The 23,146-nt window shown below is 63.4% G+C and carries 21 protein-coding genes; 11 read left to right on the top strand and 10 right to left on the bottom strand.

Annotation, left to right across the window (positions count from 1 at the left end):
- Positions 1–10: 10 nt before the first annotated feature.
- Positions 11–811 carry a transporter substrate-binding domain-containing protein gene (locus LNV07_RS07830; protein ID WP_263570625.1) on the top strand — a complete coding sequence of 267 codons (801 nt, stop codon included), beginning with the start codon at positions 11–13 and terminating at the stop codon, positions 809–811.
- 10 nt (positions 812–821) lie between these two features.
- Here the strand turns inward: LNV07_RS07830 and ypfJ are convergent, their stop codons facing one another.
- The gene (ypfJ, locus tag LNV07_RS07825) at positions 822–1,703 is read right to left on the bottom strand and encodes a KPN_02809 family neutral zinc metallopeptidase (protein ID WP_263570624.1); all 882 of its coding nucleotides are present in this window, start codon (positions 1,701–1,703) and stop codon (positions 822–824) included.
- A gap of 118 nt (positions 1,704–1,821) precedes the next feature.
- Between ypfJ and LNV07_RS07820 the strand changes: the two genes are divergently transcribed.
- On the top strand, positions 1,822–2,751 hold the full coding sequence (locus LNV07_RS07820; protein WP_263570623.1) for a sensor domain-containing diguanylate cyclase: 930 nt from the start codon (positions 1,822–1,824) through the stop codon (positions 2,749–2,751).
- Between the two features lie 5 nt (positions 2,752–2,756).
- Here the strand turns inward: LNV07_RS07820 and trhA are convergent, their stop codons facing one another.
- Positions 2,757–3,395: a PAQR family membrane homeostasis protein TrhA gene (gene trhA, locus LNV07_RS07815; RefSeq protein ID WP_263570622.1), complete on the bottom strand. Its 639-nt coding sequence runs from the start codon at positions 3,393–3,395 to the stop codon at positions 2,757–2,759.
- A gap of 108 nt (positions 3,396–3,503) precedes the next feature.
- Between trhA and LNV07_RS07810 the strand changes: the two genes are divergently transcribed.
- The gene (locus LNV07_RS07810) at positions 3,504–4,304 is read left to right on the top strand and encodes a substrate-binding periplasmic protein (RefSeq protein ID WP_263570621.1); all 801 of its coding nucleotides are present in this window, start codon (positions 3,504–3,506) and stop codon (positions 4,302–4,304) included.
- 7 nt (positions 4,305–4,311) lie between these two features.
- Here the strand turns inward: LNV07_RS07810 and LNV07_RS07805 are convergent, their stop codons facing one another.
- The 3 genes from LNV07_RS07805 to LNV07_RS07795 all read right to left on the bottom strand — a co-directional run bounded on the left by LNV07_RS07805 (position 4,312) and on the right by LNV07_RS07795 (position 10,925).
- Positions 4,312–5,976, bottom strand: coding sequence for an alkaline phosphatase family protein (locus tag LNV07_RS07805; protein WP_263570620.1), 1,665 nt, complete (start codon positions 5,974–5,976; stop codon positions 4,312–4,314).
- A gap of 77 nt (positions 5,977–6,053) precedes the next feature.
- On the bottom strand, positions 6,054–10,028 hold the full coding sequence (locus LNV07_RS07800) for an ATP-binding protein (RefSeq protein ID WP_263570619.1): 3,975 nt from the start codon (positions 10,026–10,028) through the stop codon (positions 6,054–6,056).
- Between the two features lie 324 nt (positions 10,029–10,352).
- The gene (locus tag LNV07_RS07795; RefSeq protein WP_263570618.1) at positions 10,353–10,925 is read right to left on the bottom strand and encodes a diguanylate cyclase domain-containing protein; all 573 of its coding nucleotides are present in this window, start codon (positions 10,923–10,925) and stop codon (positions 10,353–10,355) included.
- Positions 10,926–11,179: 254 nt separating this feature from the next.
- Here LNV07_RS07795 and LNV07_RS07790 point away from each other — a divergent pair, with 254 nt between their 5' ends.
- The 4 genes from LNV07_RS07790 (at position 11,180) to LNV07_RS07775 (ending at position 15,726) form a co-directional block, all read left to right on the top strand.
- Positions 11,180–11,755 (top strand): ECF-type sigma factor, encoded by a 576-nt coding sequence (locus tag LNV07_RS07790; protein WP_263570617.1) that lies wholly within the window; start codon positions 11,180–11,182, stop codon positions 11,753–11,755.
- Positions 11,752–14,502: a serine/threonine protein kinase gene (locus LNV07_RS07785; RefSeq protein ID WP_263570616.1), complete on the top strand. Its 2,751-nt coding sequence runs from the start codon at positions 11,752–11,754 to the stop codon at positions 14,500–14,502. Before LNV07_RS07790 ends, LNV07_RS07785 begins: the two co-directional genes overlap by 4 nt.
- Positions 14,499–14,849, top strand: a complete 351-nt coding sequence (locus tag LNV07_RS07780; RefSeq protein ID WP_263570615.1) for a hypothetical protein — start codon at positions 14,499–14,501, stop codon at positions 14,847–14,849. Before LNV07_RS07785 ends, LNV07_RS07780 begins: the two co-directional genes overlap by 4 nt.
- A gap of 130 nt (positions 14,850–14,979) precedes the next feature.
- Entirely contained in the window at positions 14,980–15,726 is a 747-nt protein-coding gene (locus LNV07_RS07775; protein ID WP_263570614.1) for a PEP-CTERM sorting domain-containing protein, read from the top strand.
- A 5-nt stretch (positions 15,727–15,731) separates the two neighbouring features.
- On the opposite strand, the gene LNV07_RS07770 is transcribed toward LNV07_RS07775, so the two are convergent.
- Positions 15,732–16,682: a hypothetical protein gene (locus LNV07_RS07770; protein WP_263570613.1), complete on the bottom strand. Its 951-nt coding sequence runs from the start codon at positions 16,680–16,682 to the stop codon at positions 15,732–15,734.
- 187 nt (positions 16,683–16,869) lie between these two features.
- Between LNV07_RS07770 and LNV07_RS07765 the strand changes: the two genes are divergently transcribed.
- Together LNV07_RS07765 and LNV07_RS07760 are read left to right on the top strand one after the other, a co-directional pair.
- Positions 16,870–17,733 carry a DMT family transporter gene (locus LNV07_RS07765; protein WP_263570612.1) on the top strand — a complete coding sequence of 288 codons (864 nt, stop codon included), beginning with the start codon at positions 16,870–16,872 and terminating at the stop codon, positions 17,731–17,733.
- 40 nt (positions 17,734–17,773) lie between these two features.
- Positions 17,774–18,274 carry a glutathione peroxidase gene (locus tag LNV07_RS07760; RefSeq protein WP_263570611.1) on the top strand — a complete coding sequence of 167 codons (501 nt, stop codon included), beginning with the start codon at positions 17,774–17,776 and terminating at the stop codon, positions 18,272–18,274.
- An 8-nt stretch (positions 18,275–18,282) separates the two neighbouring features.
- Here the strand turns inward: LNV07_RS07760 and LNV07_RS07755 are convergent, their stop codons facing one another.
- Positions 18,283–18,870, bottom strand: coding sequence for a Crp/Fnr family transcriptional regulator (locus LNV07_RS07755; RefSeq protein ID WP_263570610.1), 588 nt, complete (start codon positions 18,868–18,870; stop codon positions 18,283–18,285).
- Positions 18,871–18,947: 77 nt separating this feature from the next.
- Between LNV07_RS07755 and LNV07_RS07750 the strand changes: the two genes are divergently transcribed.
- On the top strand, positions 18,948–19,775 hold the full coding sequence (locus tag LNV07_RS07750) for a sterol desaturase family protein (protein ID WP_263570609.1): 828 nt from the start codon (positions 18,948–18,950) through the stop codon (positions 19,773–19,775).
- On the opposite strand, the gene LNV07_RS07745 is transcribed toward LNV07_RS07750, so the two are convergent.
- A complete protein-coding gene (locus LNV07_RS07745; RefSeq protein ID WP_263570608.1) occupies positions 19,759–20,424 on the bottom strand; it encodes a Crp/Fnr family transcriptional regulator in 666 nt (221 codons plus the stop codon). The two genes, LNV07_RS07750 and LNV07_RS07745, sit on opposite strands and share 17 nt — an antisense overlap.
- A gap of 63 nt (positions 20,425–20,487) precedes the next feature.
- Between LNV07_RS07745 and LNV07_RS07740 the strand changes: the two genes are divergently transcribed.
- Positions 20,488–21,612, top strand: a complete 1,125-nt coding sequence (locus LNV07_RS07740) for a DUF2332 domain-containing protein (RefSeq protein WP_263570607.1) — start codon at positions 20,488–20,490, stop codon at positions 21,610–21,612.
- 4 nt (positions 21,613–21,616) lie between these two features.
- Here the strand turns inward: LNV07_RS07740 and LNV07_RS07735 are convergent, their stop codons facing one another.
- Together LNV07_RS07735 and LNV07_RS07730 are read right to left on the bottom strand one after the other, a co-directional pair.
- Entirely contained in the window at positions 21,617–22,063 is a 447-nt protein-coding gene (locus tag LNV07_RS07735) for a hypothetical protein (protein WP_263570606.1), read from the bottom strand.
- Between the two features lie 216 nt (positions 22,064–22,279).
- Positions 22,280–23,134, bottom strand: a complete 855-nt coding sequence (locus tag LNV07_RS07730; RefSeq protein WP_318013699.1) for an N-acetylmuramoyl-L-alanine amidase — start codon at positions 23,132–23,134, stop codon at positions 22,280–22,282.
- Between the last annotated feature and the right edge of the window lie 12 nt (positions 23,135–23,146).

Genomic DNA, 23,146 nt, shown 5'->3' with positions numbered 1-23,146 from the left:
AGCGCAGGGCATGATGTTGAAGCGAGATGTGTTGCTGAGGGTATTGGCTTTGGGCTCGGTTTGGCTGGGGCTCATCCCTTCTGCGTCGACTGCCCAACAAGCCGGACCCGCCCCCCTCTCCGTCCTGCTCGAACCCGTCCCGCCCTTCTCCTACCCCGACGCCAATGGCAAACCGGCCGGCTATGCGGTTGAATTGATGGAGGAAATGCTCAAGCGCAGCGGTTTCAGCCATCAAACGGAATTCAACTCCTGGGCGCGAATATATCAACGCGCCGTCAGCCACCCCCATACCTTGGTCGTCAGCATGGCTCGCTTGCCCGAAAGGGAGCACCATTTCCACTGGATTGGTCCAACGGCGGCACGCCGGGTCTATCTGTACCGACTGAAATCTCGCCCCGAAATCCAAGCCCCCACCTTAGAGGCCGCCAAGGTCTACAAGATTGCGGTCGTGCGCGAGGACGCGGCGGAGCGCGCCCTGCTGGCCCAGGGTTTCGAGTTCGGCAAGCAACTCGACCGCAGCCCCGATCATGCTGCGATGCTGCGCAAGCTCTTCATTCAACGCGACGAACTATTCGCCGCCAACAGCACCGTCGCCGCCGCCGTGATGGAACAACTGGGCTATGACTTCAAACAGATCGAGCCCCAAGCCAAGCTTTCTGAAGTGAGCCTGTACATGGGCCTCAGCAAGGGCGAAGGCAGCCAGGAGATCAGCCTGAAGCTACAAGCCGCTTGGGACAGCATGCGCAAGGACGGCACGGTGGCGGCCGTCGCGGCTCGCCACCCCTATGTTGTCCAGGCCAAGAGCGACTAGCCAATATCCGTCAAACCGAGCCGCTCTTGAAGGTATCGCAAGCCTTCAATTCCCCGGACTCCAGGCCGCGTTTGAACCAGCGAGTGCGCTGCTCGCTGCTGCCATGCGTGAAACTCTCCGGCACCACCATGCCTTGCGACCTGCGCTGCAAGGTATCGTCACCGATTTGCGCGGCCGCGTTCAGGCCTTCTTCGATGTCACCCTTTTCCAGCCAGCCCTTGCTTTGCTGGGAATGGAAGGCCCAGACCCCGGCATAACAATCCGCTTGCAACTCCAAGCGCACACTCAGCGCGTTGTACTCTCGCTCCGACACGCGCTGCCGGGCGCCGTCCATCTTGGCCGTCGTGCCCTGCAGATTTTGCAGATGATGACCAACCTCATGGGCGATCACATAGGCCTGCGCAAAGTCGCCCGGCGCACCAAGCCGGTCGCGCAAGGTGTCATAAAAAGCCAGATCGATATAGACCTTGCGATCAGCCGGGCAGTAAAACGGCCCCATCGCCGCCTCGCCCAATCCGCAGCCGGTGTTGCTGCGGCCGCGGAACAGCACCAAGGCCGGCGGCGGGTATTTTTGCTGTTGGGCAGCAAAGTAGCCGCCCCAGACATCTTCGGTATCGGCCAGCACGGTGCTGACAAAACGCGCGCCCGCATCCTGCGGTTTGGCGCCTGAATGTGACTGGGCCGAAGGTGCTGGGGCGGGTGCGCTGCCGCCACCCATCAGACCTAGCACCGTCATCGGGTTGATACCAAAGGCCCAAGAAGCCAGCAAGGCAATCACAATGCCGCCCAGGCTCAGCCCACGTCCACCGGCAATGCCGCCACGACCTCCTTCGCCGCCCCCGTCACGTTGATCTTCGACGTTATCGCTTTGGCGCTGGTCTTCCCATTTCATTGTTGACTCCTCTTGCTGCCATTGACAGAAAATTCAGTGCGCATCGTAACGAGAGAATCACTCGGCAGCGAGACAAAAAATTACAGCAAAATACTCGCCTCAGCGGGAGTAATCGTCAATGACAGATGCAGACTTGCCCTTGCCAGCGGGACTGGCCGACATCTTTCTGCTAGCGCACGAACAGAGTCCGCTGATGGTCGCGCTCTTCGATGCCCAAGACGTGTTGACCTACGCCAACAAAGCCTTCCGCCAAGCCTATGTCATCGCACCCGACGGACGGCTGACTTGGGCGGACATGATGCGCGACAACCATGCTCACGGGCGCGGGGCGGCCATCGAGACCGACGATATCGATGCTTGGCTGGCGGCGGTGACCTCGCGGCGCGGCAAGACACCTTACCGAGCCTTCGAGGCCGACCTCTGCGACGGCCGCTGGATCTGGATGACAGAAACGACCCAACTGCAAGGGTCCATGTTGTGTGTCGCCAGCGACATCAGCGACTTGCGCCAGAGCGGCCGCGCCTTGCGCCAAGCCCATGTCAAGGCGCTAGCCGCCGCCCAGACCGACCCGCTGACCGGCCTCAGCAATCGCCGCCATGGCATGCAGCTGCTGCGCACAAGCCTGTCGCAAAGCGAGCACTGGCCGATCTGTATCGCCGCACTCGACCTCGACTTTTTCAAGCAAATCAATGACAGCCTCGGTCACGGCGCCGGCGACCTGGTGATCTGCGACTTTGCCCGACTGTTGCAGGCCGGCAGCCGCCGCGAGGATGGCTGCGCACGCATCGGCGGCGAGGAGTTCCTACTGATTTTGCCGGCCGCCGGCCTGCCTCAGGCGCAAGCGATTGTTGAACGCTTGCTGGCCAGAGTGCGGCTGTCGCGCCCCTTGGCCAATGAGCCCGCGCGCGGCTACTCCTGCTCCGCCGGTTTGGCCCAAGCCATCTGGGGCGAAAAAGCCGAGGCCCTGCTCAAGCGCGCGGACGCGGCACTCTACCAAGCCAAAGCAGCGGGTCGTGACCAGGTGCTCATTGCCGACGCAGAGCAATAGGCCTTTCAGACGGCATACCAAAGTGCGGCCACAAAATGGCAGCTACTGCCGGCCAGCACGAACAAATGCCAGACAAAGTGCGCGTAGCGCACCCGATGGTCCAGCATAAAAACCACCGCCCCCAAGGTGTAGGCCACACCACCGGCCACCAGCCATGCAAGGCCTGCCGAGGCCATGCGCTCCATCAAGGGACCCAGTGCAAAGATGACCAGCCAACCCATGGCAACGTACAAACCGGTCGACCACAAGGGATGACGCAAGCGATCGAAGAGCTTGGCGGTCATGCCGACCAAAGCACTGGTCCAGACCAGGCCAAACAAGGCCCAACCCCAGCCGCCATGCAGGACGCCCAGGGCAAAGGGCGTGTAGCTGCCGGCTATGAAAAGATAGATGGCTGCGTGATCAAAGCGGTTCAACCATAGCTTGGCGCGGCCCTCTGGCAGCGCGTGATACAGGGTCGAGACCAGATACAAAAGCATCATCGTGACCGAGAACACGGCGGCCGCAGCCACATTGCGCATCGAGCCCTGCTGCGCAGCCGAATAGGTCAGAACGGGCAGCGAAGCCACAGCCAGCAAAAAACCAAGCCCATGGCTGATGGCGTTGGCGATTTCTTCGCCGATGGATTGAGCTCGTGCAGTCATACTGGGATTCTGCCTACGGTCTATGACCAAAAGCTGTGCCATATTGCGGTCTCTATGCCATTCAGATCAATCTTTGCCGATTCTGTTCCCAACGAGCTGGGACGCCCGATGCGCCGCAACTGCTTGCGCGTAACGCTGGTCACGGCCGCTGCGCTTTTGGGTGGCTCTGTCGCCTCCAGCCAAACAAGCCAAGCCACGCCGATCGAGCCACCGCGGGGGCCGGTGATCAAGGTCTTGATGGAGGAGCTGCCGCCCTATAGCTATACCGACGTAGATGGTCGCCCGGTCGGCTACGCTTTCGAACTGGCGCAAGACTTGCTCGCTCGCGCCAAACTGCCGGCCACCTTTGAATTCAACTCCTGGGCGCGGGTGATACTGCGCAGCCGCAACGAGGGCCATGTATTGGTGCCTGCGATTGTTCGGTTGCCGGAGCGCGAGTCACTCTATTCTTGGCTGGGTCAAATCGCTACCCGCCGGGGCACGCTGTTCAGACTCAAAACCCGCCCCGAGATCAAACTGGAAAGCATCAATGCGGCGACCGCCTATCGCATCGGGGTCGTCAAGGATGATGTATCGGAACGGGAGCTGGTCGCGCTGGGCCTGGATGCAACTCAACACTTGGACCGCAGCGCCGACCATGCCAGTCTCTTGCGGCGCTTTTTCGCCGGCCGAACCGATCTAATGGCCTTGAACGCCGCTCTAGCTCCAGCCTTGCTGAAGCAATACGGTTTCGACCCCGGCCTGATCGAGCCGGTATTGAAGTTTTCGGAATCAAGGCCGTCTATCGCCCTGAGCCTGCCGACCGATGAGGCCACGCGTCAGCGCCTGCAGCAAGCCTGGGACGCGATGCGGCGCGACGGCACTGTTGCCGCCATCGCCGCCCGCTATCCCATGATCAGCCAGGAATGAGCCGACACTATTTTGACAAGGGCTGAGGCCAAGGCAAAACCTGACCCTGCGATTTGCTTGGTGCACGCAGCTTCAAGATTTTTGCCAGACTCGGGGCAATATCGACCACCTCGACCTTTTGCGCCACCTCGCCCCGTCCGACCCACTGCGGCCCCCAGGCCAGAATCGGCACATGGGTGTCATAGGCATAGGGCGTGCCATGCGAGCTGCCGGTCGGCCGCGAGCCAAACAACCACCCCGGCTTGACGACGACCTGCAACGGTGCCGCGACTTCCGGATGCCAGGCCTTGCGCATCGCTTCCAGATACGGCGTGGCGGTATCCGAACTCTGCAATTGCGCCAAGGTGAATACGTCGGCGATGCCTGTCATTGGCAACAACAGGCGCTTGGCTTCTTGATACATATCGGCGGGCTTGATGCCTTGAGCGGCCATCAGTTTTTCGTCAAACAAGATGCCGGCGGCCGAAAAATGGGTGGCCCAGCGCCCGGCGCCGAACTTCTTCGCCAGGCCCGCATTCAACTCCGTCATCACCTGCGTCGGGTTGATGCGGCCGGCATCGCGGCCCTGCGATTTGGCCCATTCGGGCGTATCGGCGAAACCGTGATCGGCCGTCAAGACCGCCACATAATTGCCCGCGCCTACCTTGTTGTCCAGGTATTTGAAGAAGTCCTGCAAGTGCAGATCCAGCTGCAGCATATGGTCATGCGAAAGCCGCGACTCTGGGCCGAAAGCATGGTTGATGTAATCGTGGCTGGACAGGCTGACCGACAAGATGTCCGTCTTGGCATCGGCGCCCAATTGCTCGCCCTCGATGGCGGCGCGCGCGAAGGCCAGAGTCAGCTGATCACCAAACGGTGAGGGCAGAATATTGGCGTAGAACAGCGGGCCCGGCTTGTCGTGTTTGTCGCCCAAAATGGCCGGCAGCTTGTTGCCGTTGGCCCCATTGAACTGCCAGGGCTGGCCATCGGGCACCGAACGCGCGTACTCGACCTCAAGCAATAGCGGCGACCAAGCCTTGCCGAAGAAGGCATCGGCCGGCTTGGCCGCATTGAAGCTGCTGACCCATTGCGGATGGCTGGCCATGTAGTAAGTGCTGGAGGCAAACTCGCCGCTTTCACTCATATACATATAGGCCGTGCCTTTGTGGCCGCCCGGCAGAATGGCGCCCCTGTCCTTGCCCGAGATGGAGATCACCTTGGATTCGCTATCTTGCTCGCGCAACACATCACCGACCGTCTCGGCGCGCAGATTGCGCGGGCTGGTGCCGGCCAAGGGGTCGGTCTTGTGGCCGATGTAGTGATAAGCGGTATCGCCGGTGTTGTAGACAGGCTCGCCGGTCTTGGCGTCGCGCCACTCATTGCTGATGATGGAGGTGCGCTGCGGGTAGGCGCCCGTCAACATGGTCGCGTGGCCGGCCGCGGTGACCGTGTGGCCATGGCCGTAATGGGCATTGGCAAACCAGGCACCCTGATCCAGAAAACGCTTGAAACCATCGGCTTGCAGCTGATCGCGGTAGGCCAGTACCTGGCGCATCGGCAGTCCGTCCACCACCATGAAGACCAGCAGCTTGGGTGGCGGGGCGACCGAAGGCGCGGTCGGCGCCGACGCGCAAGCCGTCAAAAAATAGCCGCAAATGGCGGCGAGAAGGAATCCGGGCACGGTCGCTTGCATGGGCTGTATCTTGCGTGAAAAAGGCTACAGCTTAGTCGATCTCGGCGACCGCACGAACCAGGCGGATCGCGCCAGCCTCAGGCCGCCTTGCAGGGGATGACGAGGGTAAAGCAGGCGCCCTCGCCCGGCTCGCTGCTGACCGAGATCGTGCCGCCGAGCACGCCGCTGACGATGTTGTAGCTGATGTGCAGCCCCAGCCCGCTACCGCCCTGCCCCAACTTGGTGGTGAAAAAAGGCTCGAAAACATGGCCCAAATTGCCGGCGCTGATGCCGCACCCGTTGTCGCTGAACACGATCTTGACTTGACTATCGGCCTGAGCCTGCGCTGCCAGCCGCAGCAGCCCATTGCGGCGCCCATCCAAGCCATGCAGCAGCGCATTGATGATCAGATTGTTCAAGACCTGGCCCAGGGGGCCGGGGTAACTGTCCATTTGAATGCCATCGGCAAGCTCCAGCCGCAGCTCATGCTCACCCTGCCCCAGCCGGTTCCCCAAGGTCAGCGCCACTTCGTCGCACAAGCTGCGCAAATCAAAGCAGCGACGCTGCTCCGAGGTCTGGTCCACTGCCAACTGTTTGAATCCACTCACCAAGGTTGCGGCCCGCCCCAGGCTACGCACGACCAAATCGGCCGAGGCCGCATTGTTCTGACAAAACTGTTCCAACTCGGAGCGCCGCAGGCCGCCCGTCTCCATACGCTGCAAGAACTCGGTGCTGATATCGCGCATGGTGCTGGCCGCAAGCAAGCTATTGCCGATCGGCGTATTCAACTCATGCGCGACGCCCGCCACCAGCGAACCCAGCGCCGCGAGCTTTTCTTGCTCGACCAACTTGGCCTGAGTCAGTTGCAATTGGCGGTAAGCCTCCGCATTGTCAATCGCCACCGCCGCATAGGCACCCAGCGTGCGCAAGATGTCCAGTTCGGCCGCGCCGAAAGCATCCGGCCGCTCGCTGAGCAGACTAATGACGCCGATCACCTCACCTTTCAACAGCATCGGCACATAGATCCCGGAACGAGCGGCCTGCGGCTCGGCCCCATTTTGCAGCTGCACCCGCCCCGGCCCGCCGTGAGTTCCACTGAGTTCACGGTTATCTTGGCTGAAGACCTTGATACACAACTCCTTGGCCTCCAGCGCGCATTGCACTGCGGGCTGCTCCCCCGCGTCGAGGCTACGGCGATAAGGCTTGAACGCCTGGCCGCGCTGCATGACGAATTCGAAATTCAACACGCGCTCACGCCTGTCGAGCAGGCCGACGCCAAACACCGAGGCATCGACCAAGTCCTGCACATGCTTGTAGAGCGTCTGCTGGATCGCGCCAATGTCCAAGGAGGTCGTGATCTGACGCCCCATCTCGCTCAGCAAGCCGATATCGCGCCTGGCCTTTTCGGCCACCTCGCGTTGCCCCAAGGCAACTTGCTTCTCCTCGGCCAGCTGCCTTGTGCGCGTCACCACCTCTTGCTCCAGCAATTGCTTGGCTTGCTGCAGGGCCCGCGTGCGCAGCCGGTATGCACCGAACAAGGCCAACACAGCCATTAGGGCCATCCCCGTGCGCCACCACCAAGTGCGCCAAAACGGCGGCAAGACCTCCACCTCGAGCAGCGTCGCCGGTTCACTCCAGACACCGTCGGGGTTGGCCGCCTTGACACGAAGACGGTAGTGGCCCGCATCCAGATTCGTATAGGTCGCCAGGCCCAAGGAGGCTTGGCCGAAGATCCAGTCGCGATCAAAGCCCTCCAGCATCCAGGCATAACGATTCAATTTGACCCGGTCAAAATGCAGGGCAGCCAGCTCAAAACTAACCATGGTTTCGCGCGGACTCAACGTGATGGCCTTGGCCAGATGCAAAGGGCCCGTGATGCCCAGGGCAGCCAAACTGACAGCCGCCGAACTGCCTGCGCCGCTGGCGGCCGCAGCCATGTCGGCCTCGTTCAGCAATGAGCGATTGAGAATCAGTAAATCGCTCAGCACGACCTTGGGCGCTGCGGGATTGTCCCGTAGGCGCTCGGGCACAAATCGAACCAGGCCGGGACCGCCAAAATACAAGCTGCCGTCGGGACCGCGTGTGGCTGCGGCAAAGTTGAAGCCGCGGTCAAACAAACCGCGGCCACCAAAAAAACGCGCTTCCCGCCGCTCGGGCCGAACACGCGTGAGCCCTTGCTCACTGCCCAGCCAGATTTCGCCGTTCAAGGCATCTTGGATGGAATAGAAGCCGCCGGCCGGCAAGCCCGGCAGGTCTCGCCAAGGCTTCAGCCCCCAGGTGCTGCCAGCCGTGGCCAGCAGCTCAAACAGACCTTGATCGGTGGCCATCCAGATGCGCCCGCTAGCGTCTTGGCGCATGCTGTGCACCGTCGGCTTGGCCTGTGTCGGCGGGGCACCGATCACCTGTATGACCGCAGAAAACTTGTCACTGCCTGCATCTCGATATTGCAGGCCACCTCTGCCGCCGACCCAGAACCGCCCCTCGCGGTCGCGCAACAAGCTGTCGATGATGGGGTTGGCCAGCGCACCGGGCTGCTTCGGGTCGGCCTGGTAGTGGCGCACTTTCAAATCGGCCTCGACGCGGTACAGGCCCGATGCCGAGCTGGCCCAGACGCCATCCCCCTCATTCAGCAAGGCGCTGATCGACGCGCTGGGTCCACCGACATTCTCGAGCGCGACGCGTTGACTGCGCTGCAGGCTTGGGTCAAACAAGACCAAGCCGCGATCACCGCCGACCCAGACCTGCCCATTCGAGGCCCAAGCCAAGGCCTTGACATGGCTGATCGGCATGTCCTTCAGCGCGATTTGCCGCACCTTGCCGCTGGGCAAATGCAGTTGGTTGAGTCCGCCGCCATAAGTACCCACCCAAGCTTGCTCGGGCCCGTCCAGCAGCGTCGCCAGCACCAAGGGCGAAGACAGGCTTTGCGCGTCACCCGGAACGCTCAGGTAGTTGCTGAAGCCCTGGCCGCTCAGGTCCACTACATCGGCCCCGTTATCGGTCGTCCCCACCCACAGTCCGCCCGAGCGATCCTGCATCAAGGAGGCCAAGGTATTGCTGGACAAGGCATTGCTGACGCCGGGTTGATGCTTGAACGTTTCGAGCGTGCTTGCGCCTGCGCGCCAACGGTGCAAAACGGCAAGTTCGCCGAGGCCTATCCACATCGACTTGTCGCGATCCAGCAGCAGAGCATGCACCGGTTGCCGCGGGAATCGCAGCGAGGCGCCAAGAGGATCGGGGCGCACGCCCTTGGGCTCATCAACACGCCAAGTCTGCACGCCGCCCACCATGCCGACCCACAAGCGGCCATCGGCATCCAGCGCCAATCGGTGCACCGCCTGATCAACGGGGCTCAGCCCCTCGCCCCCAGCCCCGGCGGTGGTACTGAAGCTGCGACCCTCGGTGAAGCCGTCGGCGCCGGCGCCAATGTGAGCAACCTTGTCGCGCCGAGCCACCCAGACGCCCCCCAAGCCGTCGGAAATCATCGTGCCAACGATGCTGCGCGACCCGCCGGAACTCGGCTGTCCACCCGGCTGCTCACTCGCCTGTGCCTCCGCCGAGTGCCAAGGCGTAAATAGCTCACGGTCGGGGTCAAACAGATAGAGGCCTCCGTTGAAAGCCACCCATAAACGGCCGGCGTCGGCCGGCGCCAAGGCCTGCACCCGGCGCTCACGGTGACTCAGTTCAGCGGGCAGGCGCAGCCGCGTGACGCGCTCGGTCAACAGGTCAAGCCGGTCCAGACCACCACGACTGCCGACCCAGAGCACGGCGCGCTGACCATCTTCCAGCAAGGCCTGAACCATCGAATGGCTCAGCGTTGCCGCTTGCAGAGGGTCATGGAGGAAGTTTCTGACATGACGGCCGTCATAACGAGCCAAGCCACCGGTCGTGCCTAGCCAAATCAGGCCATGTCTGTCTTGCAAGCTACTCAGTACATAGGGGCTCGGCAAGCCGTCATCCAGACCCAACTGGGAGAAGCGAAGACTGTTCAGCGCCTGGGCCACGGCGGGCGGCGCGAGCAAAAGTAGGCCAGCAAGCAGCAACAACAACGATAGCAAGCGGGTGCAAAAAGCCATCTCTTGTGTCCTCATCGCCACCAAGCGCGGATTCATTCACAAGCGACAAGTATCAACGATGCGAGCAAGCTCGAAGTGAATGGCTCGCGATGTTCGGGTTTGTACTCTGTGAAGCCTGACAGGATGGGCTTGCCCCGGGCCATTGCCGCAACGATGGCGCGCACCGAATTGCGTGCTACTTTTCGAACCCCGGCCACCGGCCAAATTCGCACCGAGTCAAACCAGGTTCGACCTCTCCGCAGGTAACGAAGGCAACCGCTTTTGTAAGCCGGGCTCGGCCTGCTGGGCGCGCTGCGGCGCCGGTCAATTTAAGCTATGCGGGCCTTAGCCGGCATGACGCACGGCCATCCGCGGTGCTGACGCTTGCCTGGCGTGGGCGGGCAGGGAATGACTCAGCGCCACTTCGGCGGCTCGGGTCAACTCGCTGCCGCCGATGCGCGGGCATTCGCATTTGGTGATGCCGCTTGCCAAGCTGGCGTAAAGCGGATGCGGCGCCAACTCATAGGCGCCACCCAAGACCTTCTCCAGGCGCTCCTGGATGACGTACACATTGGCGCGTTCGACGTTTTGCAGCACCACCCCAAAGCGCTGCTCACCAATGCGGGCCACCACATCGGTGCCACGCACCCGGCTGCGCAGCCGAGCGCCCAAGGCATCGAGCAAGGCCAGGGCATGCTGGCTAGGTGCGGCGGGCGCGCCCAAGGGCTCGTGCACCGCCACATCCATCAAGAGCACCGCCGGCCGCGTACCGAAACGCCGTCCTTGGTTCAGCTCACGCCCCACCAGCTTGGCAAAGCCTTGCAAGTTGGGCAGCGAAATCAGCTCGGGCAGGCCCATCAGCTCGATGCGCTGGCGCTCGGTGAACAAGGTGATGTCGGCGGTCGCTTCGTTTTGCACGGGATGTCGGAGTTTGTTGCGTCAAAAACTGGCTAGCGTGAGGGGGTGAGGATCACGACCGTTCGGCGACAGCCCGATTTTTCGGCCTCCCTGTCATCAACAAACGTTCATGTCCTCTCTGGATAAAACGGAATTGACCGGCCAAACCCGACATCGATCTGAAAATATTTTTATCCTTGCCCAAGGCTGACTCAGCCACCCGCTAGAGTGCGGGCTGCCATATGGCTTGAATCCCGCTATCTCACCAGAGCCGCATGAGCGACATCACCGTTTTGCTACGCGCAGCCGGCCTCGGCGACGCCGCCGCCGCCGAGGCCGTCGTGGCCCTGCTTTATGCCGACCTGCAAAAGATGGCGCGCAGCCGCATGAAGCAGGCCGGCCACCTGACCCTCTTGGACGCAACCGGCCTGGTGCATGAATCCTATTTGCGCCTGTTTGCCCGGTTGCACAAGTCCGAAGGTGGCCAAGCGCAAGACTTCCCGGACCGCAAGCATTTCCTCGCCTATGCCTCGCGGGTGATGCATACGATCGTGATCGACATGGTGCGCAGCCGCCAAGCGGCGCGCCATGGCGGCGAGTTTGCCCATGTGACGCTGAACACGGCGGTGGCCGACTTGCCGCCGCAAGGCGACGACGAGATCCTGCGCGTGCACGAGGCGCTGGCCGAGCTGGCGCAGATGGACGCCCGCCTCGCTGCGGTGGTGGAAATGCGTTACTTCGGCGGGCTGCTGGAGGCCGAGATTGCCGAAACGCTGGGCGTGACCGAGCGCACCGTGCAGCGTGATTGGCAAAAGGCCAGGCTGTTTTTGTCGATGGCACTCAAAACATGAATGAGACGACGCGCCGCCATATCGACAAGTCCCGCTGGCCGCGCCTGAGTCCGCTGTTGGACGAATTGCTGGACCTGCCCCCCGAGCAGCGCCCGGCCCGTTTGCTGGCCTTGGAGGCGCAAGACGCCGAGCTGGCCGCCGACCTGCACGAGTTGCTATGGCGCCAGCAGGCGATGAATGCCGCCAACTATCTGGCCACGCCCGCGCTGCAGACGATGGCGCAAGCGGACAAGCCCAACAATCTGGCCGGCCAGCAACTCGGCGCCTACACGCTGGAGCGCGAAATCGGCCAGGGCGGCATGGGCACGGTCTGGCTGGCGCGCCGCACCGATGGGCGCTTTGACGGCCTGGTGGCGATCAAGTTTCTCAACGCCGGCTTGCTCGGCCAAGGCAACGCCGGCCGCTTCGCGAGGGAAGGCCAGATCTTGGCCAAGCTGGCGCACCCGCATATCGCCCGCTTGCTGGATGCCGGCATCAGCGACAGCGGCGCGCAGCAGCCCTATCTGGTGCTGGAATATGTCGACGGCCTGCCGCTGGACCAGTATTGCAACAGCAAGGCACTGACGGCGCGCGAGCGCGTGGCCTTGTTCCAGGACGTGCTCGCGGCGGTGGCGCACGCACACACAAGGCTGATCCTGCACCGCGACCTGAAGCCGTCTAATATTCTGGTGACCTCAACCGGCGAGGTAAAGCTGCTGGACTTCGGCATTGCCAAGCTGCTGCATGAAGAGGGAAATGGCAGCTCGGACGCCGCCGCTTCCACCGAGCTGACGCAGCAGGCCGGCCGCGCCTACACCGCACGTTACGCCGCGCCCGAGCAGGTGCAAGGAGGCGAGGTCAGCACCGCCACCGATGTCTACGCCTTGGGTGTGCTGCTGTATCTATTACTGTGCGGCCAGCACCCGACGACGCCAGGCGAAGACGAAGCGCGCACCACGCCGCTGGAGCGCATGCGTGGTCTGGTCGAGGTGGCACCCAAGAAGCTGTCGGAGCAGGTCGCCGAAAAACCCCGGGCACGCGAGCTGCGCGGTGACCTGGACACCATCGTCGCCAAGGCGCTGAAAAAGCTGCCGGCCAAGCGCTATGCCAATGCCGCCGAGCTGGCCGAGGACCTGCGCCGCTGGCTCAACCATGAGCCGATCACAGCGCGGCCGGACAGCACGGCCTACATCCTGCGTAAATTCGTGCGCCGCCACCGCGTCGCCGTGGCGGCCGGCTCTCTCGGCCTGCTAACCCTGAGCGCCAGCGTCGGCATGGCGCTGGTGAAGGGCCAGGAGGCGCAGGCCCAGCGCGTTCAGGCCGAGGGCCTGATCGAATTCATGCTCGGCGATCTGCGCAAAAAGTTGGAGCCGGTTGGGCGGCTGGATGTGCTGGATGCGGTGGGGGAAAAGGCGCTGGGCTATTACGCCGCCCAGCAAACCGGCCGCCTGGACGCCGGCGCGCTGGGCCAGCGCGCCCGGGCGTTGCACCTGATGGGCCAGATCGCTCAACAGCGCGGCAAGCTCGACGAAGCCAGCCGCATGTATGACGCTGCCGCCGGCAGCACCGCCGAACTGCTGCAGCGCGCGCCCAAAGACGGCCAGCGCATTTATGACCATGCGCAAAGCGTGTTCTGGGTCGGTGAAGCGGCTTGGCGGCAAGGCCAGGTGGTCGAGGCGGGAAAGCAGTTCAAGCGCTATCTGGAATTGGCCGAGCAGCTTTGGCCGCTGGCAGCAGGCAAGCCGGATTGGCTGGCTGAGCGAGCCAATGCCAGGGTAAATCTGGGTATTCTGCAGTTCGACTCCGGCGAGGTACAGGCGGCGCTGCTGAACTTCCAGAAGGCCTTACCTGAATATGAGGAGCTGGCCCCAGCACAACCCGATATGCGGGTCGAACAAATCAATACCTTAGGTTGGATCTCCCGAGTCCTTCAATACCAGGGCCGCTACCCGCTTGCCTTGGCAGCCGACCAAGACAGACTGGCGGTGCTGGCCCGGATACCCAACCGCGAACAAGACCACCTATTGCTGAACCTGGAAGCCAATGCCCATCACGACAGCAGCCGCTCGCAGTTCTTCATGGGGAATACCGCGGCCGCGCTGCAGGCAGCCGAAAAAGCAGTCGCGCAATTTGAGAACTTGACGTCGACAGACCAGAGCAATCTGGACTGGCTGGAAAAGCTCAGCTCGCTGCGCCTGGGCTTGGCCGAAATTCGCCTGGCTCGCGGCGAGCAAGACTTGACCCCTTTGCTGAGCAGCCTCAAGTCCGATATCGGGCGTTTGTTGGCCGCCGACGTCAAGCAAATGCGGTGGCAAGGCAATCTGCGTGGCCGCCTACTTTGGCTGCGGGCCAAAGTCGAGCGTAGCGAAGCCCAATCGCAAGCTCTTGCCGTGGAGATGACAGGGTACTTGAGCGATATGCAGGCACGCATCCAGGCTGGCACTCGATTCAACAATGAACTGCGCCTGATACTTGCCCAGTTAGAACTGACCTTGGGTGAACTATTGACCAACAGCGATGCCGCCAAGGCGGGTATGCATTGGAAGGCCGTCGCCGAGCGATTGCGTGCAAATGTCACGTCATCGGATGCGCCGGCGATGACGGTGGCCGCTTTGGCCCATTTGCATTTGAATGCGATTGAAGAAGCGCGTGCCTTGGCCGAAAAGCTTGAGGCCTCCAGCTATCGGCATCCGGACTACATCCAGTTACGAACTCAATTGCAGGCGGCAACACTTAGCGCAACTCATCATTCAACAGGGAAACCATGACAACACCTAGCGACAAGCCCGTCTTTACGTTCACCGTCTACGCCAGCGACGCCACCGACCCGCCCACGGTGACCTGCTCCCCGGCCGAGATCACCGTCGGCACCAGCAACGGGCTGATCGAGTTCGATCTGGCCACGCCGGGCTTTAGCTTCGACCCCGCGACCCCCATCGTGTTCAGCGAGCCCACGACCGACTTCCCCGACCTGTGGGCGATCAGCGCCACCCAGATCATGATGCGCGACCGCTGCACCCATGCCGCCACACTGAACTTCACCATCCATGTGGTGGAGGACAGCACCGGCCTGTGTCTGAGCCACGACCCAACCATCAAGAACCAGCCAAACTGATTTCGACCTGCCCGCGCTGACTTGCCGGGCTGCGATACTCGCGCGCCGGGCAAGCGCGAGTCCTGTGTGTTTTGCTTCGCGTTCTGTTTTCGGCACTCACGAACACGAAAACAGGATCGCAGCAGACATCATGAAGAATCGAGCCCTCATCCGCTTGGCCCGCACGGCCGCCATCGCGGTAGCCGCCACCATGCCCTTGTGGGTGGCCCAAGCCGGCGCTGCCGAGCTGTTCAACAACGGCCCGGTGGTCAATGCCAATGGCTTGTCGGTCAAGGCCGCGAGCGCCGCGACCTTGAGCTTCAGCGCGAAAACCGTTTCCAAGAACGCACTGGCCGAAGACTTCACCGTCACCGGCGCGGACTGGCTGATCAGCAGCATCGACTTCTTTGCGTTGCAGAACAACGCTTCAACCTTCACGCTGAAGGACGTCAGCTGGAGCATCCTGGCCGGCGACGCCAACAACGGCAGCGTCATCGCCAGCGGCGTCACCGCGCTGAGCAACGGCGGCCTGCTCGGCTACCGGGTCACCGACACCACCTTGACCGACAAAACCCGGTCGATTTACCGCGCCAGCGCCGACATCGCCGATGTGAGTTTGACCGCTGGCCACTACTGGTTGCGCTGGAGCATGACCGGCGCGCTCAGCTCCGGCCCTTGGACGGCGCCCACCTCGGACGCTCGCCTTGGCAATGCCATGCAGTCCGCCAATGGCAGCTCGTTCGCCAGCATCCTGGACGCCGGCAGCCAAGTCGGCGTGGAACTGCCTTTTGTGCTCAACGGCGCGATGTTGGCCGCAGTGCCCGAACCATCAACGGCGGCCTTGGCGCTGCTCGGCGGCCTGGGGCTGCTTGCAGCGACCAGGCGGCGGACGCGCTGATCGGCTCAAGACCGCCTCTTCCCCCCCGGCACCACCAGCACCTCGCCGCTGAGCACCCGCTCGATGCTCTCGGACCAGGCGCGCGCAATCTTGAGGCAGCCGCTGTGGTTGAGGTGGATCTCGTTATGCCAGTCGCCGCTGCTGCCGCTGGTGCCGGCCGTCGCCGGGGCCAAAGGCACGGCGGTCGAGTCGAACACATGCAGACCGGGGAATTGCTCCTTGTCGGCCGCCATGCTCTTCAGCAGCAGCGCCAAATGAAACACCATCAAACGGCTGACCGCCGCCCAGTCGGCGCTCGGCAAGGCGCAGGCCTTCAGCGCCGGATACAGCCAAGGGCCGGACGCGCCTAACTCCGAGTTGGCATTGGCTTCGGCGCCGGCCGGGCGCGGCATCGGCACCGCATAGCAATGCATGAAGACCGGCTTGCCGGCCGAGGGGCCCTGATCGCGCAGCGTCAGCAAATGGCGCACATTGGTGCGCAGGTAGTCGCTGTAAGTGGCCCAGCCGGGTTCGGAGAAGTAACGCGCTACGCCGGCGGACGGCGGGCCCCATTCGGTCTGGCGGCGCAGCAGGCGCAGATGCAGCGGCACATCGGCGCCGTCGGGCGTGTGGGCCGGGGTTTGCGCGGCGGAGATCAGGTCATTACCGCCGACCGAGAGCAGCACGCCGTCCCAGACCGGCGCATCTTCGGCGCTGAGCAGGCGCACAAAGTCGGGCGCCGATTCCAGATCCACCATATGGCTGAGCGCCTCGCCCGAGCCGGCGCAGTTGACTGCACAGGTGGGTTGCTTGAAGTACATCTCCTGCAGCAGATTGGCATGCGCATCGAGCTTGGCGGTGGCGGTCGAGAACCAGGAATCGCCCTGCGCCAGCAAACGCCAACGGTAGGCAGCCAGGTCGGGCGCTGCGGCTTTGGCCGTCAGGTCCTTCGGGGTAAAGCAGGCCAAATGATCCAAGAGAAGGCACTCCAGTGTTCAGCGTTGCGAAAAGAAATACGAGTTTTCGAACTGATGCGTGCGCAGCACGCAGCGCAGGCGTAGCTTAGGCGATTGCAGGGACATTTTTGCCGAATTTGCCATGCTATAAACCCTTAGCCTGCTTGCAAGTTCGGGCAAAGAATCGCCACCCCCTCCCGATCGGCCTATGCCCGCAATTGCCTTGATGTTCAACGCCCTGGTCTGGGGGCTGTCCTGGTGGCCATTCCGGCAGTTCCAGGCCGCCGGCCTGCATCCGCTGTGGACCACCGTAACGCTTTACGTCATCTCACTGGCGGTGATCAGCCTGAGCCATCGCCCTGCCTGGCGCGAGTTTGTCCGCACGCCGGCGCTCTGGCTGGTGATGCTGGCGGCCGGCATGAGCAATACCGCCTTCAACTGGGGTGTGGCGTTGGGCGATGTGGTGCGGGTGGTGCTGCTCTTCTATCTGATGCCGCTATGGGCGCTGTTGCTGGCGCGGCTGATCCTGGGGGAGCGGCTGAGCGCGCTGGCCGGCCTGCGCATGCTGCTGGCGCTGGGCGGCGCCGCCATCGTGCTGATGCCGGCTGGCGGCGGCCTGCCCTGGCCGGCAAGCCTGGCCGATTACCTGGGGCTGGCGGGCGGCTTCAGCTTCGCGCTCAATAACGTGATGCTGCGGCGTGAGGCCGCAAGCAGCTCTCATGCAAGGGCCTTGGCGATGTTCTGCGGCGGCGTGGTCGTCGCCGGCCTAGCGGCGACGGTGATGGCGGGCGTCGGCTTCATCGCTTGGCCGAGCCTGGCCGGCCCTGGCTGGCTGCTGCCGTTGGCCGGCATGGCGGTCTTGTTCTTTCTCTCCAATATCTCGCTGCAATTCGGCGCTGCTCGGTTGCCGGCCAATGTGACGGCCATCGTGATGTTGGTCGAGGTGCCGGTGGCGGCGGCCTCGGCCTTGTGGTGGGGCGGCGGCAGCCTGGACCTGAAGACCGCCTTGGGCGGCCTGTGCATCGTGGCCGCCGCGATGTTGGCGGCGCTGGAGCGACACAACAGTCGATAAGGAGCGCTACCATTCACGCCTGATGCAGCAAAGGAACATCATGAGCAGCGATAAAAAAAACATTTATGACTTCCAAGCCGTCTCGATCGACGGCAAGCCGGCCGATCTGGCCAGCCAGCGTGGGCGGGTTTTGCTGATCGTCAACACCGCCAGCGCCTGCGGTTTCACGCCGCAGTTCAAAGGCCTGGAAAAGCTCTGGGAAGACTATGCGGCGCGCGGTTTGGTGGTGGTGGGCTTCCCCAGCAACGAGTTCGGCGGCCAGGACCCCGGCGCGAATGAGGAGATCGCCTCGTTTTGCGAACTCAACTACGGCGTGTCCTTCCCGATGATGGCCAAGGTCAAGGTCAATGGCGCCGACGCCCACCCGCTGTGGCAATGGCTGCAGGCCGAGAAGCCCGGCATCCTCGGCTTGAAGGCGATCAAGTGGAACTTCACCAAGTTCCTGGTCGGCCGCCATGGCCAGGTGCTCAAGCGTTATGCGCCGAATGACACGCCGGAATCGATGCGCGCCGATATCGAAGCGGCATTGCTGGAAGACTAGCCCCCCCGCTAATCGCCCATCTGCGCGGAGCCCAAACGCCGGCGGATGCGTGACAGCGCCACATTCGTCAGTCCCAGATAGCTGGCCACATCCTTGAGCTTGAGGCGCCGGGCCAGCGAAGGCTCATCGCGCAAAAAGCTCTGGTAGCGGGCGCCTGCGTCCAGCATCAGCCATTGCTGCTGACGCTCGGTCAGGCGGCGCACCTGCACCGCCAAGGCCTGCCAGAGCAGCTCGCCAATGCCGGGCCAAAGCGCCTGCCAGCCTTGCAGCTCGGCATGGGTGAAGACGACCAACTGACTGCGCTCCATGGCCTCCAGCGTGTAGGGGCTGGCTTGCTCGGCGCCGGGCAGGCCCAGCCATTGCAGCTCGGGGTAAAAGGCATGAATGCGCTCGCGCCCATCGGCGTCGAGAAACTGCCCGCGCAGCAAGCCGACCTCGACAAACCAGAGTGCCGGCGCCACCTCACCGGCGCGCAGCAAGCAGTCGCCGCGCTTGAGTTGGCGGCGCGGCAGGGCCTGCCAGCGTTGAAAACGTCCGGGTTCGGCTTGCAGGAAGGCAAGCAATTCGGGGCCGCAAGCGGGGCAAGTTGAATTCATGAACCGAGGTTAATGCATACAAGGCGATTTGCGCCGAGCATGCGGCCAAGCCCTTCACTTCCAGCCCCCCCCGACTCATGCAAACTCCACTCCGCTCCTTCAACTGGCCTCATTTGCTGCTGCTGCTGGCGCTCTGGCCCTATGCCGCGCTGACGGCCGCAACCGGCTGGTCGGCCGACGCGGTGCTGGGCGCTGGCACGCTGGGCGCCTTGCTCTGGCTGATGCTGTGGGAGCGGCGGCTGCCGCAGCGCCAGCAATGGCAGGCACAGCCGGCCGAGCTGGCCCGCGACGGGGCGTTTCTCGGCATCAATGCCGTGGCCGATGCCTTGGCCGGCGCGCTGCTGATGGGCCTGGCCATTTATTGGGCGAGCTTCCTCGCCGAGCCCGGCTGGGCCGCCGACCTGCCGCCGCTGCTGGCCTTGCCCTTGGCCATCGCCTTGGGCGAGCTGGGGCCGTTTGCCTTGCACCGCCTGGCCCATCGGCGGCCTTGGCTGTGGCGCATTCACGAGTTGCACCACCGCCCGGCCAAGCTCAATGCCGCCAACAGCGTGCTGGCTCATCCGATCAATGTGATCTGGAACAAGCTGGCGCGGGTCTTGCCCTGGCTGCTCTTGGGTTTCGAGCCGCAGGTGTTGTTGTGGGCGGCGCTTTTCATACAGGTGCAAGGCATCGCCGTGCATGCCAATATCCGCGGCAGCCTGGGCGCCCTGGATCTGCTGATCGGCAGCGCCGAGTTGCACCGCTGGCATCACAGCGTGATCGAAGGCGAGGCGCAAAACTATGGCACCGCCATCCCGCTGTGGGACCAAGTCTTCGGCAGCTACATCCGCCGGCCCGGCAAGGAGCCGGCGCTGCTCGGGCTGTATGAGCCAAGCGATGACCCGTCGGCTATCCCCGCTGCCTGACCCACAAGCGACCATAGCCGCAGCGCAGCTCGCCGCGCGCAACCGCCTGGGCCAACAACTGGTTGACGGTCTGGCGCGACAAATTCGCCAAGGCCGCCAGCTCGGCCTGGCTGGCCTTGACGCTCAAGCCGCCCTCGGCATCGGGCGACCCACGACCGCGCTCGCGCGTCAGCTGCGCCAAGGCCAATTGAAAACGCTCGGCCGCCGTGCGGTGGCGCGAGGCCTCGAGCAGGCGCAGGGTGCCGTCATAGCGCTGCGCGAACTCGGCCAAAAGCGCGCGCGCAAAACCCGGCACCCGGTCCATTAGCAACTCGTAGGCGGCCGGACCAAACACCAGCAGCTGCGTCGGTTGGCGCGCCACCGCCTCATAGCTGCTGGCTTGGGCCGCGGCGAAGGCGGCCAGGCCGAACAGGCGCGGCGGCTGCACATGCTCCAGCACCGAGACCTCACCGCCCAGGCCGCTGAAGCGCGCTTCGATCTCACCACTCAAGACCGCGTAGAAAGCCTGTGTGGACTGGCCTTGCAAGAACAGGCTGCGGCCGCGCGCCAGCTTGCGCGTGCCGACCAACTCGGCCAAGGCCTGCAGCTCGGGCTTGGGCCAGCTCAGGGCGGGAAAATTGCTGTGCAGCAATGCGCTCAGATCGTCCAATTTTCGCGCTCATTTGTCGGGTACTCGACATTCTGCCGCAAGCCTTGGCGCCACACTTGAGCCATGGACAAGCAAACGCAAACAAGTTGGGCCCAACAGTTCCGGCGCTTCGCCGAACTGGAATGCCCGCAAGACCCGCTCTATGTGGCGATCTGCCACGCTGTGGCCGAGCAAGCCGAGTTGCTGGCGCTGATGAGCCATGCACCGGCCACGCAGGCCAAGCCCAATCTGCTGCTGGCGGCGCTGCATGAGCGGGTGTTAGCGGGTATCAGCCATCCGCTGGCCGACTATTACCCCAGCGTAGGCGGCCAGCGCTTGCCGGACGCCGAACTGCCGGCCTTGCTGCTGGACTTTGCGAGCGGGCAAAGCGCCGAGTTGGGCGCGCATATGCAGACACGCAGCACGCAGACGAACGAGATCGGCCGCTGCGCCATCCTCTGGCCGGCGCTGCAGCAGATCGCCGCCATGACCGGCAGGCAAGACCTGGCCCTGTTCGACCTGGGCAGCAGCGCGGGCCTGAATCTGGGCGTGGACGCATATCACTACCGTTATCTGAAAGACGCGGCCGGCTTCAGCCTGGGCGCAGCGCCTGAGCCGCTGCGGCCGTCGATCGATTGCCGCCTGCTTGGCGAGTTAGCCTTGCCCGCCGCCAGTCACTGGCGTTTGAGCCACAGGATCGGTGCCGACCCTGCACCGATCGATGTCAATGACGCTGCAGCCACGCGCTGGCTCGCGGCCTGCTTGTGGCCGCATGACCTGGTGCGAGCGCAGCGCCTGCAACAGGCGCTGGCGCAGGCTAGGCAAAGCCAGCATGAACTGCGCCGAGCGGATGACTGCCTGGCGCTGCTGGAGGAATGGCTGAAGGAGCTGCCGGCGCAGACGCAGCCGGTGCTGTTCAATAGCTGGGTGCTGGCCTACTTCGAGCCCGCCGCGCTGGCTGACTTTCAACTGCGGGTGGCGCGCTTGCAGCGCGACCATGGGCTGATCTGGCTCAGCGCCGAAGCACCGGGCTTACGCCCCAGCGGCCTCGCCTTGCCGGATCTGGCCGCCGGCGCCACGGCCTCAACCTTGTGGTCCTTGCAATGGGCGGACAGCGACGAAACCAGGCAAGTTGCCTTGGCCTGGTCGCATCCGCATGGGGCTTGGCTGCAGTGGCTGGGCATCCAGCCAGCCAATGCAACCAACTAAGCCATTACTTGCTGAGCATCGCGATGACTTTATCGCCGGCCTTTGCATCCTTTGGCTGCGTGAAGCTCAGCTCGAATGCATAGAGCTGATTAGCGCCGCTCTTGTCGGCACAGGCCAACTGGCGCACCGCCTGGCGAATCGGATTACGGTACTCGCTCGGGCCGCCGGTGGCGGCGACAGAACTGACCTGATCACCTTGCACGCGGAACTGCACCTTCACCACGCCGGTTGTTTGATAACGATCAAAAGCATTGGTCAGCATGCTCTTCATTTCCTGCGTGATACCAGGGCAGGCGGCCTGGACATCAAAGCGGGCAATATCGGCGGCCTTTTGGCCGGCGACTTCAACGCGCTGCATCTCGACCGGTGCATTCACTGCGGCCATGGCGGTGCCGAAAGTCATGGAAATTGCCAGCAAACATGCGGCCTTGAGGGATGACGTGCGGTTCATGAGTTACTCCTTGTATTCATCGGGGCTAGACGCGACCGCTTCCGCTTTGTTTTTGAGTGAAGCAGTTGCTGATCTGGGTTCAGAATAGTTGCCAAGGAGAGCGCTTCCAAGCGCCAAACGACGAGACTCGGGTTTAACGGGATAGACAGCCGAATTCGGCGACGAACTGCGGCCCGCCGGCGGGCTGAAAAGCCCGCTCGGAGGGTGAGAATTTGTCTACCAGCGTGAGACGTAGGGAGTTGGGGCCGCGTTGGGCACGGCCAGCAACATGCCGCCGGGGGTCGTCACCACATCAAGCAGGGCGGCCGTCTCGGCATCGGCGTTGCCGCTGTAGTCGCTGGGTCGGTACTTCATCTGAAAGGTGGCGATCACGCTCTTGGTCTGCGTGTCCATCTCGCCGTTGCGGGGGACCTGATAGCCGACGCGTGCCAGCTTGTCCTGGAACCAGGCGGCATCCGGCGGCAGCGCCTCATACAGGGGCAACTTGGCCGTGACCTGTGCGGGGGCGGGCCAGGGAATGATGCCGGCCTCGGCAAGACGCCGCCAGGGGAACAGCGGGCCCGGGTCCTGCTTGCGGCCGGGCGCGATATCGGCATGCCCGATGATGCGGTCGGGCCGGATTTGGTGGCGAGCAACAATGTCTTTGATCAGCAGAATCAACTCCTGCACCTGTGCTTCGGGGTAAGGCGCATAGACGCGGCCCAACGGGCCATCGGTATAGCCGGCGTTGACGATCTCGATGCCTATCGAGGCGGCGTTCAGATTCTGATTGCCGGCCCAGAAGCTCTGGCCCGCATGCCAGGAGCGGCGGTTCTCATCGACCAGCTGGTAACTGATGGCCGGCTCATCGCGCAGCAGGTAATGGGCGCTGACCTGACCACCGGTGCTCAGGACCTTCAGCGATTTCTCCCAGTCCAGCGCGGTGTAATGCAAGATCAGGAACAGCGCCCGGCTGTCTTGGGCGACGGAGCTGTAGCTGCGGTCGATCTTGGGGCCGCTGGGCAGGGTGGAACAGGCGCTGAGCAAGGCAGCGCTGGCCGCGCCGATTAGGATTTTGGAGATTTTCTGCATGATTGTCTGTGG

It is taken from the genome of Roseateles oligotrophus (assembly GCF_025717515.1).
Classification (GTDB): Bacteria; Pseudomonadota; Gammaproteobacteria; order Burkholderiales; family Burkholderiaceae_C; genus Paucibacter_A; species Paucibacter_A oligotrophus.
This window is presented reverse-complemented; position numbering and strand designations above follow the sequence as displayed.